Here is a 22,510-nt window from a genome sequence, read left to right on the forward strand (position 1 = left end):
CCCATTGGATTGTTTCCACTTTTTTCAAGGCGATGCCGCACATACATGTTTGAAATACTGGGGTCCCGTTTTTCTCCCCGATGCAGTACGTTTCGGGGCAGCTGCTGACCGAGGAGGGCTTCGTCGAGGGGCACGTCGGCTTCGAGGATGGGGTCGTCGCCGAGGTGGGCAGGGGGAAGGCAAAGGACAGCGTGTCCGAGGGGCTCATCCTCCCCACGTTCGTGAATGCGCACACCCATATCGCCGACTACGTCGTGCCGGTGGACCCCTTGCTGTCCCTGGCCGAGGTGGTAGCGCCGCCCCATAGCCTCAAGTACCGTGTGCTTGCTGCTACACCTGAATCGAAGCAGCGGGAGGCCATCGGCTACCTCTCGGAGCGCATGGCTAGGGGCGGGACCTCGGTGTTCTCGGACTTCCGCGAGGGCGGCATTGGCGGCGCGAGGCTGATGTCCTCGGCCGAGGGAGCGAGGGCGTTCGTCCTCGGAAAGCCCCAGGCCCCTCATTTCGACCGCGAGGAGATCTCCGCCCTCCTGGATGTCGCTGAGGGCATCGGCCCGTCGGCCATCTCGGACTGGGACTACGAGGAGCTGCGGGAGCTGGCCTCGTTCGTCCGCTCCCGGGGGAAGGTGTTCGCCATCCACTGCTCTGAGAGGATCAGAGAGGACCTGGACAAGGTCCTGGACCTGAGGCCGTCGTACCTCGTCCACATGACCCAGGCCACCGACGCGGACCTGGAGAGATGCGCCCAGCTCGACGTTCCCGTGGTGGTGTGCCCGAGGTCCAACATGTTCTTCGGCATGGCCCCGCCCCTGGCCCGCATGGTCCGCCACGGCGTGACCGTAGCGCTCGGCACCGACAACGCCATGATATCCATGCCCGACCTATTCGTGGAGATGGAGTTCGCGGGGAGACTGCTCCGGCAGCAGGGCGAAAAGCGGCTGGACTGCGTAATTCGTATGGCGGCCAGTCATGGCAGAAAAATTATAAATCGTAGCCCACTAATAGAGATTGACCCGGGCGCGCCATGCGACTTCATGGTGGTCCGGTCCCAGAACGGCGATCCCGTCACCGACCTTGTCCTGCGGACCGCAGGGGAACAGCCCCTCCTGGTATGCATGGGAGGTAGGACATGGAGAGGACCACAATGAACCAGTTCAAGAGGATACTTATACCAACAGACGGAAGCGAGTACACCAAGGCCGCTATAGCTCAGGGTCTGGAACTCGCTAGGCTCATGAACGCCGAGGTCACCGCGTTGTACGTGGTGGACCAGACATCGTTCGTCAACTTCCCCATGGACTCCACCGTGGTATCGGTGTACTCTCTGCTGGAGAAGGAGGGCAAGGATGCGGTCGACTACGTCAGGCAGGAAGGCGAGAGGCTGGGCGTGAAGGTCGACGTGGCGGTGGTAGAGGGGTCCCCGGCCAAGAAGATCGTGGACGAGGCCAAGGACTATGATATGGTGGTCATGGGCACTCTCGGCCGCAGCGGATTCTCCAAGCTCCTGCTGGGCAGCGTGGCCGAGAGGGTCGTCCGGTTCGCTCCCTGCCCCGTGCTGGTGGTGCGCGCCGCCCCCAGGGAGGAGAAGGCATGACCACGGTCGAACAGGTCATGACCCACAACCCCATCGTAGGACAGATACCGGGCTCACGCACCGATGTCCTCAAGCTCATGGTAAAGCACAACCTGACCGGCATCCCCATCGTCAAGAAGAACGATGGCTCGCTGGCCGGGATGATCACGCGCAACGATATATTCCAGAAGCCGGAGGAGGACCAGCTGGCCATGATCATGACCAAGAACCCCGTCACCATACTCCCCGGCTGCCAGGTGGAGGAGGCGGCCCGCCTGATGCTGCGGACCCAGGTCACCCACATGCCGGTGGTGGACGACGGGAAGCTGGTAGGCATACTCACCCCCACCGATCTCCTGTACGAGGTGGAGAAGAAGGCCTCCGGCGTTCCGGTAGGGGAACTGGCCCTGTCGCCGTGCGTGCCCATCTATCAGGACGCTCCATTAAGAGTGGCTTTGATGACCTTCCGGGTGAGCAAGGTGAACGCGCTCCCGGTCCTGGACAGCAATGGAAAGCTGGCTGGCATCCTCACCGACCGCGACGTGTTCAACAAGAGCCTCATCAACGGCTCCATGGCCATGTCCGCCCTGGGCATCGCCGGGGACGAGGACGAGTGGACCTGGGAGGGGCTCCGCGACGTCATGAAGCTGTGGTTCGAGGTCTCCAAGATCGAGCTGCCTGCCGTCCCCGTCAGGGACATCATGAGGCGCTCGCCCACAACAGTTTTTAGTAAGACCAACGTATCCGAGGCCGCTAGGACCATGCGCCGCAACGATTTCGGGCAGCTTCCGGTGGTCGACTCCAAGGACAACCTGGCGGCAATGCTCTACGACATCGACGTGGTGTCGATACTGGCCAAGTGATATCCCAATAGAGGAATTCAGATGGATGCTTCGGACGTTCTTTCGCTCTGCAAGCGCAGAGGCTTTCTATTTCCCTCTTTCGAGGTGTACGGCGGCGTCGCCGGCATGTACGACTACGGCCCGCTGGGCACGGCGTTGAAGAACAACATCGTGGAGATCTGGAGGAGGCTCTACACCCTTGGCGAGGGGTTCGTGGAGATCGATTCCGAGACCATCGGGCCGGAGATCGTGTTCAAGGCGTCCGGCCACGTGGACGAGTTCGCCGACAAGATGGTGAAGTGCAAGTCCTGCGAGGAGCCGTACCGCGCCGACCACCTGGTGAAGGACAAGCATCCTAATCCAGGGGTCCTTAAGGAGAAGGAGCTGGACGATCTCATCCGCGCCAACGGCATAGTCTGCCCCGCTTGCGGCGGCGAGCTATCCTCGGTGGAGGAGTTCAATCTCATGTTCAAGACCGTCATCGGCCCCGGCTCCGGCCGGGTCGGGTACATGCGCCCGGAGACGGCCCAGGGCATCTTCGTCAACTTCCCCAACCTGTACCGGTACAATCGCGAGAAGCTTCCCCTCGGCGTCATCCAGGTAGGCCGCGGGTACCGCAACGAGATCTCCCCCCGCCAGGGCGTCATCAGGCTGAGAGAGTTCAACATGATGGAGTGCGAGCTGTTCGTGGACCCCGAGGACAAGACCTGGCCGCGCTTCGACGATGTCAAGGACGAGAAGCTGAAGCTCCTGGCCAACGACGGCCGGGACATCGAGATCACCGTCGGTGACGCCGTCGAGCAGCGAGTCATCTGCAACCAGGTGCTCGCCTACTTCATGTGGTTCACCCAGGAGTTCCTCAAGGCCGTGGGTGTGGACGGGGCGCGCATGCGCTTCCGCCAGCACGAGAAGGACGAGATGGCCCACTACGCCGCGGACTGCTGGGACGTGGAAGCTTTGCTCACTTACGGCTGGACCGAGATCGTGGGCATCGCCGACCGGGGCTGCTGGGACCTATCCAGGCACAGCCAGTTCTCCGGCGCGGACATGACCGCGTTCAAGCGGTTCGATGAGCCCAAGGAGATGGAAAAGGACGTCATCAAGCCGAAGTACGACCTGCTGGGCCCGAAGTACAAGGGCAAGGCCGGTAAGATCGGCAAGGCCATGGAGGCCGCCGACCCCAGTTCCATGAAGGACGGGGCCATCACCGTGGAGGTGGATGGGGAGAAGTTCACGCTCGGCAAGGAGACCTTTGAGGTCGCCAGGGTCAAGGAGAAGGTCACCGGGGTCAAGGTCATCCCCCACGTCATAGAGCCGTCGCACGGTCTGGACCGCATCACCTACACGGTCCTGGAGCATGCCTTCAGCCAGAACAAGGAGAGCGCCGTGCTGAGGCTGTCGCCCGCCGTCGCTCCCATCAAGGTGGGGGTCTTCCCTCTGATGAACAGGGACGATCTGGACTCCATCGCCGAGGAGATCGAGCAGGAGATCCGCTACAGCGGCATCGAGACCAACTACGACGATTCCGGGTCCATCGGCCGCCGGTATGCCAGGATGGACGAGATCGGCACCCCTTGGTGTATCACCGTGGACTATCAGACCAAGGAGGATGGTACGGTCACGATCAGGGAGAGGGATACCAACAAGCAGATCCGGGTCCGTGCCGGCGACGTGGTCAACGTGGTCCGCGCGGCCCTGTGCGGGATGGACCTGCAGCAGTTCGCTGTCGGCACTGAGCCGTCGCAATAAGCCTTCCGGGGGCCCGCCCCCGTTCTCGTTGTTTTTCTGTTCTTTTTCGAAGCATTCTGTCGGATTTCCTACTAACACCTCCTCTATTTCTGATAATCATAAGCAACATTGAATACCATAGAACGCCCATCAATGGCTGTCAGAACAGTTGAACGACCGCAAGGTAAACCGCTTCAAATCTTTCCCAACTCGTTTGGAGGGAAAAAATGAACGCACAGGAACTAGCGGGAATGAAGAAGAGAGAGCAGCTGAGGTCGATTATCGAGTCCATGACTATCGGCGACCTCATGAGCAAGGGTTTTGAATATGTAGGCCCGGACGAACAGCTCTCCGATGTGCTCAAGAAGATGGGGGCGCTCGACCTTCACGAGATCCCCATCAGCCCGGACGGCAAGAGGCTGGCAGGAGTGGTAAGCTACGGCACGCTCCTAAAGCGCAGGAACCTCTCGACCTCCACCAAGGCCGGCTCCATCGCGGTAATGCCGCAGGAGATCGGACCGGATTCCTCGGTCACCGAGGTAGCGGAGGCCTTCCTCACCTCCGGATACAGACAGATACCCGTCGTCAAGGGAGGCATGATCCAGGGGATCATCTCCCGCGCGGACCTCATCAAGGTGGTCCCCAACATCCGCGACCTCAAGGAGCTGAAGGTCGAGGACATCATGACCGAGGAGGTCCAGACGGTCCGGTCCGCGGACCCCGTGGAAAAGGCCCTCATGACCATGAAGAACCTCAGCATTCGGACCCTGCCGGTGGTCGATGACGCCGGCGCGCTCACCGGGATCGTGGGCATCAAGCAGGTCGCCGACTACAACTGGAGGGAGCGGAAGCGCGAGACCGTCGGCGAGATCACCGGCAGCAACACCCCGGTGGAGGTGAAGGTGTCCTCCATAGCTCACGACACGGTCTTCACCACCGAGGCGGACGCCGAACTGGGCAAGGCCGTCGACCTCATGCTCAGCAAGAAAGTATCCACCCTCCCAGTGATGGACGGCGATGAACTGGCGGGGATACTGACGAAGTACGATATCATCGAGCTACTGGCGTCCTTCCGCCAGAGGGACATGGTGTACACGCAGATCACCGGCCTGGAGCAGGACGACCGCTTCGCCCTGGACCAGATGGAGAGGGAGATCACCACCTCGCTGCAGAAGATCGCCAAGATCTCCCGGCCCATGCTGTTCACCATGCATGTGACCAAGTACAACTCCCAGGGCAACAACTACAAGTACGCGCTCAACGGGAGGCTCATCACGGAGAACAAGATCTGGGTCGCCTCGGCGGTGGAGTGGGACCTCATCAAGTCCACGCAGTCCCTGATGCAGCATTTCGAGCGGAGGGTCATCGAGAGGAAGGAAGAGAAGCTGAACCACCGCAAGAGGGCCCGCACCATCGGTCACTCTTGAGCGAATCCCTAACGGAACGGGGCCCCGAGCCCTTTTTTTCTTGTTTTCTTTTCATTTGATCTCCGGCCCTGAGAGGGTGGAAGACCCCTCACTCGCGCCTGCGCTCATGTCCTTTCTGTAGTGGGTCCTCAGGATAACAATGGCCAGGACCGCGGTCGTCAAGCACGTGAACGGCATGTTGAGCCAGAGCCCGTCCAGTCCGAGAGGTCCCAGTAGGAAGAGGAACGTGATCGGAAAGACGAGGACCATGGATAGGGATATAGCAGCCGCATGGCCCGGTTTTCCAATCGCGGACATGTAGCTCTGCGTGGCCAGCGATACCCACCGGGTCAGGTAGGCGAAAGCGAACAGGGACAGCGCGTGCACTGACAAGGCGACCAGGGCCGCATCCTCCGCTCTCACGAAGATGCTGACGATTGGTTCTTTCGCGAACGTCATGATCGCGGCCATCGCCATGGACAGCACTGCGCAGGCGCCGAAACATCGGCGCATGATGGCCGAGATGCGGCGGTAGTTCTTGGCTCCATGGTTGTATCCAACGGCTGGTTGCAGGGAATCGCAAAGGCCGTAGAGTACCGGCTGCATGATGCTGTCGGCATACATCAACACTCCATATGCCGATACCGCCATGGCCCCGCCTAAACGAAGCAGGAACACGTTGATGATTATCTCGGTGAAACGGCCGGCGATGTTGTTGAGGAAGGTGGGGGCACCGTTCATGAAGATGATCCTCATTGTCTTGCGGTCGATCCTTGGCCTGGTGAAACGAAGCTGCATTTTGCCACGGAAGAACGGCACGAAGGCGATGATGACGCATATGGACATACCCAGGCAGGTCCCCAGCGCTGCGCCCCATATGCCGAAGCGCAGAACGAACAGGAACAAGAACTCCAGCGATATGCTGAGGACCGCCATAAGTATGTTTACCACCATGCTGTAGTGGACCTTGCCGCAGATGCGGAGGTAGTTGTCCACCGCGAACAGGATCGTTGTGAACGGCGAGAAGGCTGCGTAGACGCGCAAATATTGAGAGCCCATTAACACCAGCTGTTCGTCGGCGCCTATGATCCGCACGAAGCTCTCGGCGAAAATGAAAATGATCACGCCGAGAACTATCCCTGCTCCGACTATCATCAGGCAGGCGCTTGAAAAGATGTTGTTTGCCCCTTCCTCATCCTTTTCACCGAGCTTGATAGCAATGGGTACCGATGAACCGACACCTATCAGATCGGCGATTGAAAAGTTGATTATCACGAGCGGCATGACGAGGGTCAGTGCGGCGAACGCCTCGGAGCCCAGGATCTGCCCGACGAACGCCCCGTCGATGATCACATATAGTGACGACACGAGCATGCTGATGATGCCAGGGATCGCAACGATGACGAATAACCTGGTCGGTGGTGTTTTTTCGTATAACGCCTTGTAGTCCATGTGGTGCCTGTCTTATCTCGCTTGTCGTTCTTCCTCAACCGTCCTTTGTCGTTCGTGCGTTGGTGCCATTATTTCATAGACATGCCGTTCGTCATCGAGTTCGGCAAGATGAGATGTGGATCGTCTCTCCACCTACCGAGCCTTGTTTAGCAAGTACATTGGCCGCAACCGGTCGTTCTTGTCCATGACAGATGTGCGCCATTCAACCCACAGGAGGAACGCTCCCCTTTCCGGCGCATTCCGACGGCGTCGCGAACGGACCACATGCCGCTGATGCAGGGTCGGCAATTCAGTGGTACCGGTCGTTTTTCAAAAAACGTTCCGATTCCGCCCGGAACAGCTCATGATATTTTCGGCTGCATTCCATTAGGGTTCTGCGCTCAACATGGTTCATTTTCTGGAAAGCTAACTGCTCCGCCTCAAAAACCATGTCGATATTTTCCTGAGCGAATTTAACGCCCTTCTCGGTGAGAATGACATATTTTCCGCGCCTATCGATTTCCGACGGTTCCAAAGTGATATAGCCTCTCTTTTCCAGTCCCTTCAGCGCGGAGTTGATGGTCTGCTTGGTTATGGCCCATTGATCGCAGATCTCCTTTTGAGTACGTTTCCCATCCTCTTCTCGAATCGAACACATCAGCCAGAAGGCACTGATCGACAGACCGCTCTGTTTGGCAAATTCACCATATATCGCATCGCCTTCCTTGAAAAGAGAAATGAGTTCTCTCAGTTGTCGATGTGCCTCCTCGCGGTCCGAAGCATTGCCTAATTGGTCCGATTTCATACTAAATAGGGCATACTGAACATTCCATATATAAGCTGCGGTCAAGACATTTCATGGGCACATACCAAGCCCAGTAGAAGGAGGGCATTCCCAGGAATCGGTGTGATAAGCACCTCTCGGCTACCTTTTCGTTGGTATGCTGGGGAACAACAGACCTCAATCTATCATGAAATATTCGTATGTGCCCCCTGTGCGGCGGAGCACTAGACATTATTATTTTATTTAATATTATATGAATGAATATATCTGAATCAATTTATCTTTAACTTTCCGTGACGGGTCAAAAGTAAGTAGCAATCCTGCGGGCCGGATCATAGCCCCCTGCCCTCACTCATCAGCCAGAATGTGGCAACAGATAAAAAAAATAGAAGTTATGGCCAGTGGCGGTCTTTTTAGACCACACTAATCGAATGAAAAGATGCGGTTAAGACTATGGTTGGTGGTCGATGTTCGTCATCTCACGAAGTACTATCCGCTCGGTCCCGGGCGAGCTCCTTAGTCCGGGCCAAAGCTTCGGCCAAAACAGACAGTGTTCCCCCTCTGCATTCATGCCTCAGCTTCAGTTCAGCGGCGAACTGCCTAGATAGATCCATGTACTCTCCCATGTCGCCCCCACACCCGTCGTCGATGAACAGTATCCTGGAGTATCCGTTGTACAACATTTCAAGGTACCAGTCGACGGTGAGGCCGAGTTCCTTGTAATTAGGCATCTCTCTCCTAAGCCATTCCTCATGCCATTCTCTGCCCTGAAGACTGAAGTAGGGAGTGTTGTAAAACGTTCCAGCGCACTTCTTCCTCTCGCGGTCGTACTCCTCCGGAGTAAGCAAGATCGCAATGCAATCATCACCAACCGGCTGCACCGTTGGGACCCGAAACTGCTTGGTGATATCCTTCAGCGAATTGCAAACACCATAGCCTAGGAGGACCGCATCCACCCTTCCTTCTAGATCGTTGACCTTTTCTATGACTGTTTTCTTCAAATTATCCGGCACCATATGAAGGCCAAACTCGAGATATTCTACGTATACGACGTCCGGATCTCCCTGTGTGAGATGATCGAGATTGCGCTTGAATGCTTCGCAGGCGATGATGCCTATTCGCATTAGGCCACTCCCAGAACGTGCACGTTTGTAGTCAAGTTCATGCCTTTCATCCCGGGTCGCTCTAGAGCGATGGAAATATTTATTTATGACTGAGTCATACTTTATTATTACATTATGAAGGACACAGATATCCAAAAGCAGCTGGACATCATGCACGAGGAGATCAGGAATGTGAATGCTTTCCTCTCCCGCCTCAGACCAGAAGACATCAGAACGGTGTTCGGAGATCAGACGAAACCTATCCTGATGGAATGGATAGAAAGATTTTTCCAGCAAAGAGCACAGAAGGTAGGGAAAACTAAAGAAGATACATGTCTCAAGGCTCGACTAATCGAGGCTGTGGAGGGTACTGACCGGGCAGTGCGGGGGGAAGGCCGAGACGAGGCCAAGATGATCCTCAATCAACTCGAGGGGGACTTTGTATCGCCATCCTCAGCGAACGACCCCGACCGCCGAAGGTTTGTGCTCGATCTCATCAGGCAGGCCAGATGGTACATCGAAGAATCCGACAGAATGATATGGATAGCGGGTGAGCAAAGAGGGCCCGCCATAACCGACACGGGACCGCTGTCCCCGGGCACGGTGGAGGAGACCCTGGTGCCTCTGGCGAATTCCCTAAGGCTCCGGATAATGTTGATACTGTCGAAGGAGGAAGAGCGTCTGGTGGACCTATGCAGGGCGATGGAGATGCAGAAAGGGCACATCCAGTACCACCTGAAGACCCTAATGGGGCGTGGGTACATCAGGTATGACCGCAAAAGCAGACTATACTCCCTTACCGGCCGGGGCACAGTGGCCCTGGACGGGCTAGCTAAGCTGACCGATGATATTCTTTCGGCGTAAGAGCTTGATGTGAGGCAAAAGAGCTCTTGCCCTCCCAGTGTAATAAAAAAATATTACGGTTGAATCTATAATTATTACTTATGCGCTAGGGAGAGGCATGTCTGACGGCTGCGGAAGATACGCAGAAAAGAATTCAGGCTAGACAAGTAGCCGTGAGGGCGTCCGATGGGCCATGTACACAACACGAAGATAGCGATATACGGCAAGGGCGGCATCGGCAAGTCCACTGTCAGCGCTAACCTGTCCGCTACTCTCGCTAATGACGACAAGAAAGTCCTCCAGATAGGGTGCGATCCAAAGCACGATTCTACTCGCATGCTTCTTGGTGGAGCGTCCGTTCCCACGGTCCTTGACTATATTAAAGAGATACCGGCGAGCAGCAGGAAGCTGGATGATATCCTGCGCTGCGGCTATGGAGGGACGAGGTGCGTGGAGGCAGGAGGCCCGCAGCCCGGCGTAGGATGCGCTGGCCGCGGCATACTCAGCACGTTCGAGACGCTCGCCGAGCTCGGCATCGACGATATTGAATTCAACATCACCATCTACGACGTCCTCGGCGACGTGGTGTGCGGGGGCTTCGCCGTCCCCCTGAGAAAAGAGTACGCCGACATCGTGCTCATTGTGACATCAGGCGAATACATGTCGCTGTACGCGGCCAACAACATCTTGCGCGGGGTGGCCAGCTACGACGGCGCATCCTCTAGAGTGGGTGGCATCATATTCAACGGACGTGGCCTCGTTGATGAGGGGAGAATGGTGAGGACCTTTGCTCATGAGGTCGGTCTTCCCGTTCTCACGTCGATACCACGCAGCAATGTGTTCGCGCAGGCCGAGGCCAAAGGGTGCACGGTAGTCGAAGGGTACCCGGACTCTGCTGAGGCGGCACTGTTCAAAGAACTGGCAATTCGCGTCGAATCGTTGGCTTCCGGCCTGAGCCCGTTGTACCATGCACGACCGCTGACCGACGAGACCATGGAGAGGGTGTTGCTTGGCAGGTGCCATGAGACTTCCGCGTTACCATACGCCCATCCCTCATCAGCACAGCCCGTACCGGCTACCACGGGGATGGGAACGACCAAACGCAAGAGGAGTCGCATCGATGCTGACAGAATAATACATGGATGCGCCTTTGCCGGCGCCGCAGCAATCACTACCCAGGTAAGGAATGCCGTCACTGTGGTGCATGGGCCGCTCAGCTGCGCCAACGTCGCCCTATACTATATCTCTTGCAACCTCACTCGGGACCCCCCTGACCGTCTCGAAAGAGTCAGACCGCTGCAGCGGATAGTTTCCACCGCCATGGACGAGAGGTCCATGGTATTCGGCGGCACATCCGACCTCGAGTACGTGACAAAGAAGGCACTCGAGAAGGGCTACGAGGCTGCGTTCATAATCACTACCTGCCCCTCCGGCCTAATGGGCGAGGATATCTATCCGGTCGCTAAGAGGGTAGAGAGTTCGATGCCGGCAAAAAAAGTTGTAGTAGTCCCTGCTGGCGGGAACATCCATGGTAACTTCTCCAGTGGGATCACTCTTGCCCTTGTGTCCGCCGCCTCGCTGATCGACCCATCCGTACCAAAAGAACAGGGAACCGTTAACATCGTTGGCGAGAAAAACATGGTCGCCAACAGGGACCGCAACTACAAGGCGATTGTAGAGATGCTCTCGAAGCTTGATATTAAGGTGAACTGTAGGTACATCAGCGGCGCCTCGGTGCAAGACATTGTCGGCTTCCAGAAGGGAGAGGTGTGCCTCCCCGCTAACCACGACCTGGCCACCAGGGAGACCATCTCTTTTCTGTCCTCCCGAGCGCAAGTAGAGGATTTCCCCCTCCCATTCCCCCGGGGATTCCAGGAGACTTCGGTCTGGCTTACCGCCCTGGGTGAGAGATTCGGGAAGGAGAGGGAAGCGACCTCGCTCATCTCGGCGTGCCGGGGGAAGTACGAGAGGGAGATCAGCGCGCTGTCACCAGGACTGAAAGAAAAGAAGGTCCTATTGGCCTCCGCTGACCCCCAAATCAATTGGATCGCTGACCTCATAAGGGATCTGGGAATGGTGATGCTGAAGGCAGGTATAGTCTCGACGGGGAAGGATATCCTATCCGCCTCCTCGCCCCACCATAGCTACCAGTTGAATTATTCACTAGAGCTTCTGGAAGAGGATATCAAGATGCTCCATCCAGACCTCGTGATAGTCCAACCTTACCCAGGAGTGGAGAGCCTGGGAACGAGGTTTGCATTGATCCCGTACAACCCTGACGTAGGCATCGATGCCGGGATATCGATGGCAAATGAGTGGTCGGTCCTGATGAGGGTACCTGCCGTCGAAGGATGGCGAAAGGGAGCAGGGGTCCGTCCATGATAGGCATTGACGGCTTCAGTGCCACCATACTCGCCGCCGAGGGCATCGCCGACGCCACCGTGCTGCTGAACGGACCGCTGGGCTGCAAGTACTATCAAGGTCGCTTCGCCGATCGATGGTTCCCGAAAGATATTTTCCCAGGGAGATATGGGCATCTCTGCGATCTCAGCTACTTCGGCCAACCGCGAGTGCCGTGCACCTTCCTCGACGAGGAAGATTACATTGACGGCGCACAAGAGAAGTTGGAAGTGGCTCTTCCCATCGTTGCGAAGAGGGCGAGCGGACCGATCATAATTGTGAACTCCCCAGGGGCTGCGCTTATCGGGGACGATATCGGTCGATCCGTCCGGGAACTCGGCCTCACGGACCGTGCGATCATCATCGAGAGCCCCGCCTTCTCTGCGCCGGCGTCGCAAGGCTTCGAGGAAACGATGATGCGCGTCGTGGAGGCGTTGGTGCCAAAGAGGGCACCAGCGCCCGACAGGTCAGTGAACCTCCTTGGCCTATCGATAATGCACAAGCATTGGCAGGGGACGGTTCTCGAACTGAAGCGCGTCCTTGGACTTATGGGCCTCGATGTAAAAGCGGTGCCGGGGGCGGGCTCCTCCACGGACGAGCTTCGTTCATCGGTCGACGCGTCGCTCAACATAGTGCTGTGCCCGGAGTACGGTGCGAAGCTGGCGCGATACTATAAGGAGGAGCACGGGACGTCTTACCTGGTACCGTCGAAAGGAGCACCCCTGGGCTTCGATGCCACGGAATGCTTCATCCGCGAGGTGGCCTCAGCGATGAAAATGGATCCATCACCGGCGCTGCGCGATCTGCAGGCGTCGATGAATCGAGCGGCCCAAGTCCTGGCGCGATGCGCCTCCAGATTAAATTCGGTTAAAGGATCGACGTTCGCTCTCCGCGCCGACAGTTCTATCGCCTATCCGCTCACAGAGTGGCTCTACTCATACATGGGGATGTGGCCAGAGGCCGTCGAGCTGCTACCGCGCTCAGACCCCCTGTTCAGCGAGAAGCTCCGATCGTTCCTAGAGACTATCGGCGCGATTGATGCATTGATGAGGCCGGTGGAATCGACCCCTGCCGACACGGTATTCGCAGAAGGAAGGCTGGTGGAACAGCTGAAGGAGGAGGGGCAATGCATCGCCGGAGTGGATATCGCCATGCCTGAAGGCGAGCATATCTGCTTCGCTCCGAGAACCCATTGGGGATCGGTCGGACCGCTATACCTCCTGGAAGAGATGGTCAACGACCTGGTATGGGGGAGCGAAGACTCGGCGTAGGGGCGGGAGAACTGTCCTGTGCAATATTATCGCATGTTCCGTAGGTTAATGAAAATGACTAGTTCATCAAAAGATAAAGAGATACGAGGCAACAATGACATTTGATTGGCACGATAAAAATTGCAATGTCCTGCGATATGAAAAATGCTTATTCCTATCGGAAAATGATGAAATCTGACCAGGCGAAGATATGAAAAATCCATGGGAAGAGATTGAACTGGTGGACTACGAGAACCATATGAAGTTAAGTTCGGTTTTGCAACATCAAACAATGAACATTATGATGAAAAAACAGCTTTACCAGTATCCCGCCGGAGTAATTATGATATTAGGTATTGCGGGCGGAAACGGTTTGGAGCATATCGATCCTCGAATAATAAAGAAAGTGTATGGTGTTGACATAAACAAGGTATATTTAGAAGAGTGCGAAAAGCGCTATCCGCAACTAAACGGGAAACTACATCTTTTTTGCGTTGATTTATTGGGAGATGTTGCCACATTACCATATGCGGATCTAGTTGTTGCGAATCTACTGTTAGAATACATTGGATGTGCTTGCTTCCAAAAAGTGATAAAATGGGTTGAACCCAGATATGTGTCCTGTATCATTCAGATTAACACCGATGCATGTTTTGTATCCGAATCGCCCTACAGTCATGCATTTGACGGCCTAAGTAGAGTATATCATAAAATAGAGGAGCGATCGCTCATAAGGGCCATGGAGAACATAGATTATTGTGTAGTTTTAAGAGAGGAAATCAGTTTGCCTAATCATAAAAAACTGGTTAGATTAGATTTTGAGCAGCAAATAAAAAATATTAGCGAGCGCAGGCGGTCCTGAACTACCTCGCTCCATCTCCCTCCTGATTATCGATTAAAAAGACGATAGCCCTTGTCTTTTCATGGGGCATGGGCCGACGTCCGCACCACCAGCCGCATCCATAAAGCGATTATCCCCAATCAATGTGGACGCTAGATATATCTCGATGAGCACACGGCGTAAGGACGTCCGCGTCGGAACAGTGCCCGCTCAAAGAAAAAAGTGATTAAAGGGAGGCAAGACGCCTCGTTACTATTGCAGTGGTCTCGAGCCTCGTGAGCTCGATCAGAGGGCCTTGACCCGCCGGGCCAAGTCCCTTCCCAGCTCAGTGGCCCGCTCCAGGTCTGCGCTCTCGGGCCGGTACTGGACCCCGAAGCCGTCGTTGATGACATCTATGCCCGCAGCCTTCAGGTCGGCGGAGATGAGCTTTATCGCCACCACGCTGCCGCCGTGAGAACCGAAGGCGAAGCCGAGCTTCTTCTTGCCCAGCTTCCCTGGCTTCAGTCCCTTCAGGTAGCTCAGGAAGTCCGCCACCGTTGGGTATAGCTGGTTCTGCAGGTTGGGGGAGCCGACCAGCAGCGCCTTGGAATCAAGGACGTCGGCCATGATGTTGCTGCGGTGGGTACCCTCGGACTTCCCGTCCTTGAGCAGGCAGACCTTAACTTCCACGCCCTCCTCCATGATGCCCTCGGCAAAGGCTTTAGCCAGCGTGCCCGTGGAGCCGTGCATGGAATCGTACACGATGGTCACCTTGTCCTTGGATGCCCCCTTGCTCCAGTTCAAATAGGCGTTCACGATGTCACTGGCGTACGAGCGCCAGATCACACCATGACTTGGCGCGATCATGTTTATCACGATGCCCAACGAACCGACCTCTTCCAGCTTCTTCAGCACGCGCGGCGCCAGGGGTGTGATCAGGTTCCCGTAGAATTTCTGGGCCTCCTTCAGGGCCACGTCCCTGCCCAGCTCGTCGTCGAACCGTTCGGACGAGGCGATGTGCTGGCCGAAAGCATCGTTCGGGAAGAGGATCTTCTCCTCCGCGTAGTAGGTGAACATGCTGTCCGGCCAGTGCAGCAGGGGCGCCTCCAGGAAGGCTAGGGTCTTGCCGCCCAGGTCCAGGGTGTCCCCGCTCTTTACGACATGGAAGTTCCAGTCCTTGGTATCATAGTGCTTCTGGAAACCGGTCTTCCCGTTCGCCGTGCAGTAGATGGGGACGCCGGGCAACATCTTGGTGAGGGCGGGAAGGGTCCCTGAATGGTCCACTTCCACATGGTTCCCGATCAGCACGTCGATCTCCTTCGGGTCCACCACCGAGCGGACACGCTCGATGATCTGGTCATCGAACCCGGGATATGCGCTGTCGATGAGGGCTATCTTGTCGTCCCCTACCACCAAGTACGCGTTGTACGTGGTCCCCGGGAGCGTGTATCCATGGTAGTCGCGCAGGTCCCAATCTATCGCTCCGACCCAATATACTCCATTGACTATCTCGATCGATTTTATATAAATCTCCTCCGATGTCTTTATGTTCGTATGTACACGAACATTTTGGTAAAGGCGCGAAAGAGTATTTGTAATTTAAGGCAATGTTCGCACTATATCGAACGTTCTACGTCCCACGAACATTAATTATTTGTAGTCCCGAGGCGATTTGATCCAACACAGCATGAAGACCGCCAAGAAGGGGAAAAGAACGGTCGAGATGTTCGCCACTCCCGGCGGGATCAAGACCGTGGACAGCCAGGTCAGGATGGGCATCCTGTCGATGTTGCTTGAGAAGGAGATGAGCTTCGACGAGATAGTAGCCTCCTCGGGGAAGGTCAAGTCCACAGTGTCAGTTCACCTGAAAGGCCTAACCGATGAAGGGATCATCGGGTCGAGGCCGGACCCCCGCGATGCAAGGAAGAAGATATTTTACATAAAGTCCAGTTATTTGGGCGGCCTCTCCCAGAGAAGGAAAGTGGACAAGGACATGGAGGAATACATCTCCAACTTCACTTGGGGGTCCGGGGACCCGTTCAAGTTCTTCCGCCTCGTGTTCCGGACGTTCCGGGTCTCCCTGCTCAACGAGGGCATTGATATCGACCCCGTGCTGCATGACGCGGGCATGAGGGTGGGGGAGGCACTGTACCAAAAGGTAGGGGACCAGGACATCGATGTGCTGCTTAGCAATCTGGCAGCGTTCTGGGGCGAGCAAAAGCTGGGGCGGCTGGAGGTCGAGAGCGTCGAACCGCTGGCCATCCGCATCTATGATTGCTACGAGTGCCAGGACCTGCCGCAGTTGGGAAGGCCTGCCTGCGCCTTCGATTCTGGCATCCTGGGGAAGGTCTTTTCCATGCATTTCGGCGCCGAGATGAAGGCGATAGAGACCCACTGCTACGCCATGGGGGACGACCACTGCCGCTTCGAGGTAAAGCTTCAGGATTGAGGCGGCCTCATGGCCGCGGACAATGAGGATGGCATGATCATTTCGATCTGCCCTTGGGAGGCATGAACAGCGTGGCGAACTTCCCCAGCGCCACGAACGCCAGGAACCCGAACGACGCGAACATGGCCTTCCCGACGTCCAATATGGCCCGCCCTATTGCCGCGACACCCACCGAGGCCGCCAGGGCCAGCATGCTTTCTGTCAGTCCGGACAACATCGTTCGATCCCTGTCGTGACAGCTCCTAGCTGGCGCATTAGTCTTGTGAATGTATTGTCCATTCATCTCCGTAGAGCTCCAAGTCCCAATCCGGTGAACGACCCAGCCTCAGATACATAACCCTTTTAAGCATTTCTGCCATTTGCTTCCCCGTCCATGTCTCAGTATGAAGCAGTTCCTACGGAAAGGAAGTGGCAAGCGAAGTGGAAGGAGTGGGAGATCTACCGGTTCGACCCGAAATCCTCTGCCCCGGTCTACAGCATTGACAACCCCCCGCGCTACACTTCCGGCTCCCTTCACCTTGGCCACGCTACAGGTTACTCGCTCATCGACTTCGCCGCGCGGTACCGGAGGATGCGCGGCTACAACGTCTTCTTCCCCCTGTGCTTCGACGTCAACGGAACCCCGACCGAGGTGAAGGTGGAGAAGAAGTACGGCATCAGCAAGCTGACCGTCCCCCGGCAGGAGTACATTCGGCTGTGCTCGGAGTTCGCCAACTCCTTCATCGCCGAGATGACCCGCCAGTTCGAGATCCTGGGAGAGAGCATGGACCCGTCCATCTACTACCAGACGGACGCCCCGTACTACCGCAGGATCACCCAGATCACCTTCCTCCGGCTGCTGGAGAGAGGGCTGGTGTACAAGGGCTCCTACCCGGTCAACTGGTGCCCCTGCTGCATCACCGCGCTGGCGGACGCCGAGGTAGAGTACGAGGACAACATCACCAAGCTCAACTACATCAAGTTCAAGGTGAAGGAGACGGGCGAGGACGTGCTGGTCGCCACCACCAGGCCGGAGCTGCTTTCCGCCTGCCAGCTGGTCGCGGTGCACCCCGAGGACAAGGACAAAGGGAGGCTGGTCGGGAAGACCCTTCAGACCCCCGTCTACGGGAAGGAGATCAAGGTCATCGCCGACGAGAAGGTCGACCCCGCCTTCGGCACCGGAGTGGTGATGATCTGCACCATCGGCGACAAGACCGACCTGGAATGGGTCATGAAGTACTCCCTGCCGCTGGACAAGGCCATCGACGAGCAGGGGAAGATGACCGCTATCGCTGGCAAGTACCAGGGTATGAGCGTCAAGGAGGCCAAGAAGGCCATCATCGAGGATATGAAAGAGCAGGGGCTCCTGGTCAAGCAGGAGGACACCAAGCAGAACGTGGGCTGCTGCTGGCGCTGCCACGCCCCCATCGAGTTCCTCAAGGTGCCCCAGTGGTTCCTCAAGACCATGGACTACAAGGACGAGGTGCTGAAGCTCGCCGACCAGCTCAACTGGTACCCTGAGTTCATGAAGGTCCGCCTGCTGGACTGGGTCAACAGCCTGCAGTGGGACTGGGTCATATCGAGGCAAAGGTTCTTCGCCACCCCCATCCCGGTGTGGGAGTGCAAGGACTGCGGCTACGTGGTCCCCGCCCGTGAGGAGGACGCCTACGTTGATCCGACCGTGGACAAGCCCCCCATGGACCGCTGCCCCCTGTGCGGCGGAAAGCTGGTGGGATGCACCGACGTGTTCGACACCTGGATGGATTCCAGCATCTCCCCGCTGTACAACACTTTCTGGGGCCGGGACGAGGAGATGTTCAAGAGGCTGTATCCCATGTCCATGAGGCCCCAGAGCCACGACATCATCCGCACCTGGGCGTTCTACACCCTGCTGCGGTGCCACCTCATGACCGGGGAGAAGGCTTGGAGCGACATCATGATCCACGGGTTCATCATGTCGCCGGACGGGACGCCGATGCACTCCTCGCTAGGGAATGTCATCGACCCGGTGCCTATCCTGGAGGAGTACGGCGCGGACGCCCTGCGCTACTATGCCTGCACCTGCGCCCTGGGCGAGGACAACGCCTTCCGGGAGAAGGACGTCATTCACGGGAAGAGGCTTTGCACCAAGCTGTGGAACATCGGCAAGTTCACTGGCATGGTCGTCAAGGAGAAGCCGGAGATGAAGGGGCTCCAGCCCATGGACCGCTGGATCCTCAGCAGATACTCCAAGGTGGTGGAGAAGGCCACCCAGTACTATGAGCAGTACTCCTTCGACAAGGCCATGAGGGAGATCGAGGAGTTCGCCTGGCACGAGTATGCTGATCATTACCTGGAACTGGTGAAGCACCGCACCAGGGAGGGCGACGACGGGGTCCGCTTCACGCTCTACACCATCACCCTGGGCATCGCCAAGATGCTGGCGCCCCTGCTGCCGCACGTCACCGAGGACATCTACCAGGACTTCGCCGAGCTCGACGGCGCGAAGAGCGTACACGTCTCGAAGTGGCCGGAGCCGGTGCTCATCTCCGAGGAGGATGAGAAGCGCGGCGACCTGGTCAAGGACGTGGTGTCCGCCATCCGCGCCTGGAAGGCTGAGAATAAGCTCCCCCTGAACAGGGAGCTGGAGCTTTTGGAGCTGGTCGGTCCGGCGGCCCTTTCGCTGAAAGGCTACGAGAGCGACATACTGGAGACGTCGAGGGCCAAGGACCTCAAGATCGTGGCCGAGGCCTCTCTGGAAGAGAAAGTGATGGCGGTCAAGCCGGTCAAGTCCAAGGTCGGGCCGACCTTCAAGGAGAAGGGCAAGGAGGTCCTGCAGCTGCTGGAGAAGGCGGACCCCCAGGAGGCCGCCGCCGCGCTGGACAAGGGCGGTCTTGAGCTGACCCTGTCCGACGGCTCCATGGTGACGCTGGACCCTAGCTTCGTAGAGGTGCAGAAGAAGCTGACCCTCGGCGGCAAGGCCGTCGACACCCTGCAGGTCGGGGATATCCTCATCGCCCTGAGCCCGTGAAACCCCTTATCCACATTCCATTTTTTCCAGCCTCTTAGAGCGTACCCAGGATAAGTAAGGTTTAAATGCAAAGAGCATATTCCTTGATTCGCTCACCTGCGGGCGTGGTGTAGCTGGTTATCACTTAACCTTGCCAAGGTTAGAACTCGGGTTCGAATCCCGACGCCCGCACCAATCACATCATGATTCTTCAGTGATGTTTCTCAATAATGCCTCTTAATGCATATGCGGGGGCATTGAACGCCCTCGCGATCTTAACACAGCGTTAATCCAAATCTCTGGATTCGTTTATAAATCCAATAGCGAATATCCCGCCGGAGAGTCCATGGTAGGGATCGGAACCGTAATTGGAATTATAGCAGTCGTAGCAGTAGCGATATTCGCTTATTTTGGATTTTACCTGATCCAGGACAACCAGGTAGGAATCAAGCGAAGGAGGATGTTCGGGAAGGCCATGCCGCAGGGGCACATAATCGCCATTGACGGCGAGGTGGGCATTCAGGCAGACACTTTGATGCCCGGCCTTTACTGGAAGATGCCCATCGTCTGGAAGGTCGAGAAGGTCAATGTCATCTACATCAGCCCTGACTCCATCGGCGTGGTCAATGCCATCGACGGCGCCCCCATGCCCAAAGGCAGGGTGCTGGGCGACGAGGTGGATAGCAACAACTTCCAGGACGCCAAGCTGTTCCTGCAGAACGGCGGCATCAAGGGGCCGCAGGTGGCCATCCTGAGGCCCGGGGTGTACCGTATCAACACCGGTGCTTTCAACGTGACCGTGGCCAAGGCCACCAAGATCGGGGAGGAGATGATCGGAGTGGTCATAGCCGAGGACGGCAGGCCGCTGCCCTCGGGGTACCTCATCGCCCCCAAGCCCCCCGAGGCTGCGTCGCAGGAGTGCCCGTACGCGAGGACGCACAAGCACTTCACCGACGGGCAGGCCTTCATCGACTCCGGCGGGTACAGGGGAACGCAGCAGGAGTCCCTGCAGCCGGGTGTCTATTACATCAACCCGCTGTTCTTCACGGTGAAGCCCGTTAACATCCAGGAGGTGCCTCCGGGCTACGTCGCGGTCATCCGGTCCAACATCGGGGTGGAGCTGGAATCGAAGCAAGGGGCCCCGAGCTTCAACACCGGGCAGGACGACATCACCACCCCGGTGCACGAGGAATCGGAGACGTTGCTGATCTCGGACAAGAACGTCCGCGGCATCTGGAAGGACCCGGTGGCGCCAGGCAAGTACAACCTGAACCCGCTGGCCTTCACCCCATATCTGGTGCCGACCAGCGCCATCACCATCGACTGGGCCAACGATCTCCAGAAGAGGCACGAGCCGGACTCGCTCAACAAGAAGACCGACGATTTCTTCAAGTTCAGCCAGCTAAAGGTCACCAGCTCCGACGCGTTCACCTTGGACGTGGACGTCAGGATGATCATCCGCATCAGGCCGGAGAACGCGCCGTTCGTCATCGCCAGGTTCGGCTCGGTGGAGAACCTGATCCAGCAGATCGTTCACCCCCTGATCGACTCGTCCTTCCGCAACAAGGCCGGGAACGAGAAGGCCATCGAGTTCATCAAGAGCAGGACCAGGCTCCAGGAGGAAGCGCTCAACACCGCCAGGCTGGAGTTCGACAAGTACCACGTGGAAGCCCAGAACCTGCTGGTGTCGTACATCCTCGCTCCTCCCGAGCTCATGAAGACCCAGACCGACAAGGAGATCGCCGAGCAGCAGCTGGCCCAGTTCCAGAAGCAGGCCGAGGCCCAGGAGATGAGGAAGGACGTCATGTCCAAGACCGCCCAGGCCGACAAGCAGGGCGAGGTGGTGGCGGCGCAGCTCTCCATTGAGATCGAGCGCAGCCGGGCCAATGCACGGAGGGAGTCCGCGGAAGGCGACAAAGCCTCTGCCATGATCATCGCCGAGGGCGAGAGCTACAAGCTGCAGAAGATGGCGGAAGGTGAGGCGGCCAAGATCAAGTCCATAGCAGAGGCGGAGGCCGCCAAGATCGAGATGACCGGCAAGGCGGACGGGGCCAAGATCAAGTACATCGGGGAAGCGGACGCCATGAAGGTCAAGTACATGGGCGATGCCGAAGCGTCCCGCATCAAGGCAGTCGGGCAGGCCGAGGCCTATTCCGAGAAATCGGTCGGCGAGGGGCTGGCCGACGCGTTCAAGGCCCAAGTGGAGGCGATGGGGGGCGACAACATCGCCCGGCTGAAGATAGTGGAGGCCATCGCCGCCGGGAAGGTGCAGATCGTCCCCGAAATCCTGGTGTCCAGCAACGGGCCCAGCGGAGGCGGCAGCCTCGGCGATGTCCTGACGCTCCTATTCACCCAGAAGGTGGCGGAGGAGGCCAAGAAGGCCGAGGCCGCCAAGAAGCCGGAGACGATAGACATCAAGAGCGCCGAGCTGCCCGTCAAGAAGCCCGAGGAAGCGGAAACCTTTTGAAACCCATTTTCTTTCTTATTTCTTTTTTGACCAGATAGCAAGGTTATTCTGGACAGGTGCCACTTCATAGAGAGTGTCCGCGACTGCTACACCGCGGGATGCGTGAAACCGCAGAAGTCAGTCGTCAGCCGCACCATGCTCAAGAAGACCTCAGGATCATATCCGTCCTCGAACGCCTCCCAAAGGCAGTTATGGGGCGCGAATCGTACCAGCCGATGACCTATTCCACTTTTCTTCTTTTTTTATCGAGGGGAGATTACGGAGCATCACTATATCCTGCGCGACCCTAGTCGCAGGGAGGTAACAATGCGGCATCAGGCATCCTCAGCCCGTTCCAGGTGAAGAATGTCAGCTTCGCCAACAGGGGGTCACGTCACCTATGGTGCGATTCGTGATCCCAGGCAAGGGTGACATAACGGGCGAAAAAATGATGGGTAGTTGCCTGG

The 22,510-nt window shown here is 57.3% G+C and carries 17 protein-coding genes and 1 tRNA gene; 13 read left to right on the top strand and 5 right to left on the bottom strand.

Translation table 11 applies throughout. The features are described from left to right. The first annotated feature begins 80 nt into the window (after positions 1–80). From WYS_RS14505 to WYS_RS05545, 5 genes are all read left to right on the top strand, one after another. The gene (locus WYS_RS14505) at positions 81–1,148 is read left to right on the top strand and encodes an amidohydrolase family protein (protein ID WP_019177170.1); all 1,068 of its coding nucleotides are present in this window, start codon (positions 81–83) and stop codon (positions 1,146–1,148) included. Then, a complete protein-coding gene (locus WYS_RS05530) occupies positions 1,130–1,594 on the top strand; it encodes a universal stress protein (RefSeq protein WP_236993906.1) in 465 nt (154 codons plus the stop codon). Before WYS_RS14505 ends, WYS_RS05530 begins: the two co-directional genes overlap by 19 nt. Next, on the top strand, positions 1,591–2,436 hold the full coding sequence (locus WYS_RS05535) for a CBS domain-containing protein (RefSeq protein WP_019177172.1): 846 nt from the start codon (positions 1,591–1,593) through the stop codon (positions 2,434–2,436). The genes WYS_RS05530 and WYS_RS05535 overlap by 4 nt, the downstream gene beginning before the upstream one ends. Positions 2,437–2,457: 21 nt before the next feature. Further along, positions 2,458–4,164 carry a glycine--tRNA ligase gene (glyS, locus tag WYS_RS05540; RefSeq protein ID WP_019177173.1) on the top strand — a complete coding sequence of 569 codons (1,707 nt, stop codon included), beginning with the start codon at positions 2,458–2,460 and terminating at the stop codon, positions 4,162–4,164. 206 nt (positions 4,165–4,370) lie between these two features. Beyond that, a complete protein-coding gene (locus WYS_RS05545; RefSeq protein ID WP_026068845.1) occupies positions 4,371–5,570 on the top strand; it encodes a CBS domain-containing protein in 1,200 nt (399 codons plus the stop codon). Between the two features lie 51 nt (positions 5,571–5,621). On the opposite strand, the gene WYS_RS14510 is transcribed toward WYS_RS05545, so the two are convergent. The 3 genes from WYS_RS14510 to WYS_RS05560 all read right to left on the bottom strand — a co-directional run bounded on the left by WYS_RS14510 (position 5,622) and on the right by WYS_RS05560 (position 8,888). Next, positions 5,622–7,001, bottom strand: a complete 1,380-nt coding sequence (locus tag WYS_RS14510) for an MATE family efflux transporter (protein ID WP_049796253.1) — start codon at positions 6,999–7,001, stop codon at positions 5,622–5,624. A gap of 289 nt (positions 7,002–7,290) precedes the next feature. After that, a complete protein-coding gene (locus WYS_RS05555) occupies positions 7,291–7,785 on the bottom strand; it encodes a MarR family winged helix-turn-helix transcriptional regulator (RefSeq protein WP_019177176.1) in 495 nt (164 codons plus the stop codon). Between the two features lie 458 nt (positions 7,786–8,243). Beyond that, positions 8,244–8,888 (bottom strand): DUF1638 domain-containing protein, encoded by a 645-nt coding sequence (locus WYS_RS05560; RefSeq protein ID WP_081579849.1) that lies wholly within the window; start codon positions 8,886–8,888, stop codon positions 8,244–8,246. 114 nt (positions 8,889–9,002) lie between these two features. Between WYS_RS05560 and WYS_RS05570 the strand changes: the two genes are divergently transcribed. The 4 genes from WYS_RS05570 to WYS_RS05585 all read left to right on the top strand — a co-directional run bounded on the left by WYS_RS05570 (position 9,003) and on the right by WYS_RS05585 (position 14,222). Beyond that, positions 9,003–9,731: a winged helix-turn-helix domain-containing protein gene (locus tag WYS_RS05570; RefSeq protein WP_019177179.1), complete on the top strand. Its 729-nt coding sequence runs from the start codon at positions 9,003–9,005 to the stop codon at positions 9,729–9,731. A 165-nt stretch (positions 9,732–9,896) separates the two neighbouring features. Next, positions 9,897–12,092 carry a nitrogenase component 1 gene (locus WYS_RS05575; RefSeq protein WP_019177180.1) on the top strand — a complete coding sequence of 732 codons (2,196 nt, stop codon included), beginning with the start codon at positions 9,897–9,899 and terminating at the stop codon, positions 12,090–12,092. Next, positions 12,089–13,381, top strand: coding sequence for a nitrogenase component 1 (locus WYS_RS05580; protein ID WP_019177181.1), 1,293 nt, complete (start codon positions 12,089–12,091; stop codon positions 13,379–13,381). Before WYS_RS05575 ends, WYS_RS05580 begins: the two co-directional genes overlap by 4 nt. 190 nt (positions 13,382–13,571) lie before the next feature. Next, a complete protein-coding gene (locus tag WYS_RS05585) occupies positions 13,572–14,222 on the top strand; it encodes a class I SAM-dependent methyltransferase (RefSeq protein WP_019177182.1) in 651 nt (216 codons plus the stop codon). 264 nt (positions 14,223–14,486) lie between these two features. On the opposite strand, the gene WYS_RS05590 is transcribed toward WYS_RS05585, so the two are convergent. Beyond that, positions 14,487–15,704: an FprA family A-type flavoprotein gene (locus WYS_RS05590; RefSeq protein ID WP_026068846.1), complete on the bottom strand. Its 1,218-nt coding sequence runs from the start codon at positions 15,702–15,704 to the stop codon at positions 14,487–14,489. Between the two features lie 163 nt (positions 15,705–15,867). On the opposite strand from WYS_RS05590, the gene WYS_RS05595 reads away from it, so the two are divergent. Beyond that, complete coding sequence (locus WYS_RS05595) at positions 15,868–16,629, top strand: V4R domain-containing protein (RefSeq protein WP_019177184.1); 762 nt, start codon at positions 15,868–15,870, stop codon at positions 16,627–16,629. Positions 16,630–16,666: 37 nt separating this feature from the next. Here WYS_RS05595 and WYS_RS15960 read toward each other — a convergent pair whose 3' ends face one another. Continuing rightward, the gene (locus tag WYS_RS15960) at positions 16,667–16,843 is read right to left on the bottom strand and encodes a hypothetical protein (protein WP_187120196.1); all 177 of its coding nucleotides are present in this window, start codon (positions 16,841–16,843) and stop codon (positions 16,667–16,669) included. Between the two features lie 159 nt (positions 16,844–17,002). Between WYS_RS15960 and WYS_RS05605 the strand changes: the two genes are divergently transcribed. The 3 genes from WYS_RS05605 (at position 17,003) to WYS_RS05615 (ending at position 22,064) form a co-directional block, all read left to right on the top strand. After that, positions 17,003–19,618: a valine--tRNA ligase gene (locus WYS_RS05605; RefSeq protein ID WP_019177186.1), complete on the top strand. Its 2,616-nt coding sequence runs from the start codon at positions 17,003–17,005 to the stop codon at positions 19,616–19,618. Positions 19,619–19,716: 98 nt separating this feature from the next. After that, positions 19,717–19,792: transfer RNA gene (locus WYS_RS05610), tRNA-Gly, on the top strand. Between the two features lie 151 nt (positions 19,793–19,943). Then, the gene (locus tag WYS_RS05615; RefSeq protein ID WP_081579850.1) at positions 19,944–22,064 is read left to right on the top strand and encodes an SPFH domain-containing protein; all 2,121 of its coding nucleotides are present in this window, start codon (positions 19,944–19,946) and stop codon (positions 22,062–22,064) included. Positions 22,065–22,510 lie beyond the last annotated feature (446 nt).

Source organism: Methanomassiliicoccus luminyensis B10, assembly GCF_000308215.1.
Classification (GTDB): Archaea; Thermoplasmatota; Thermoplasmata; order Methanomassiliicoccales; family Methanomassiliicoccaceae; genus Methanomassiliicoccus; species Methanomassiliicoccus luminyensis.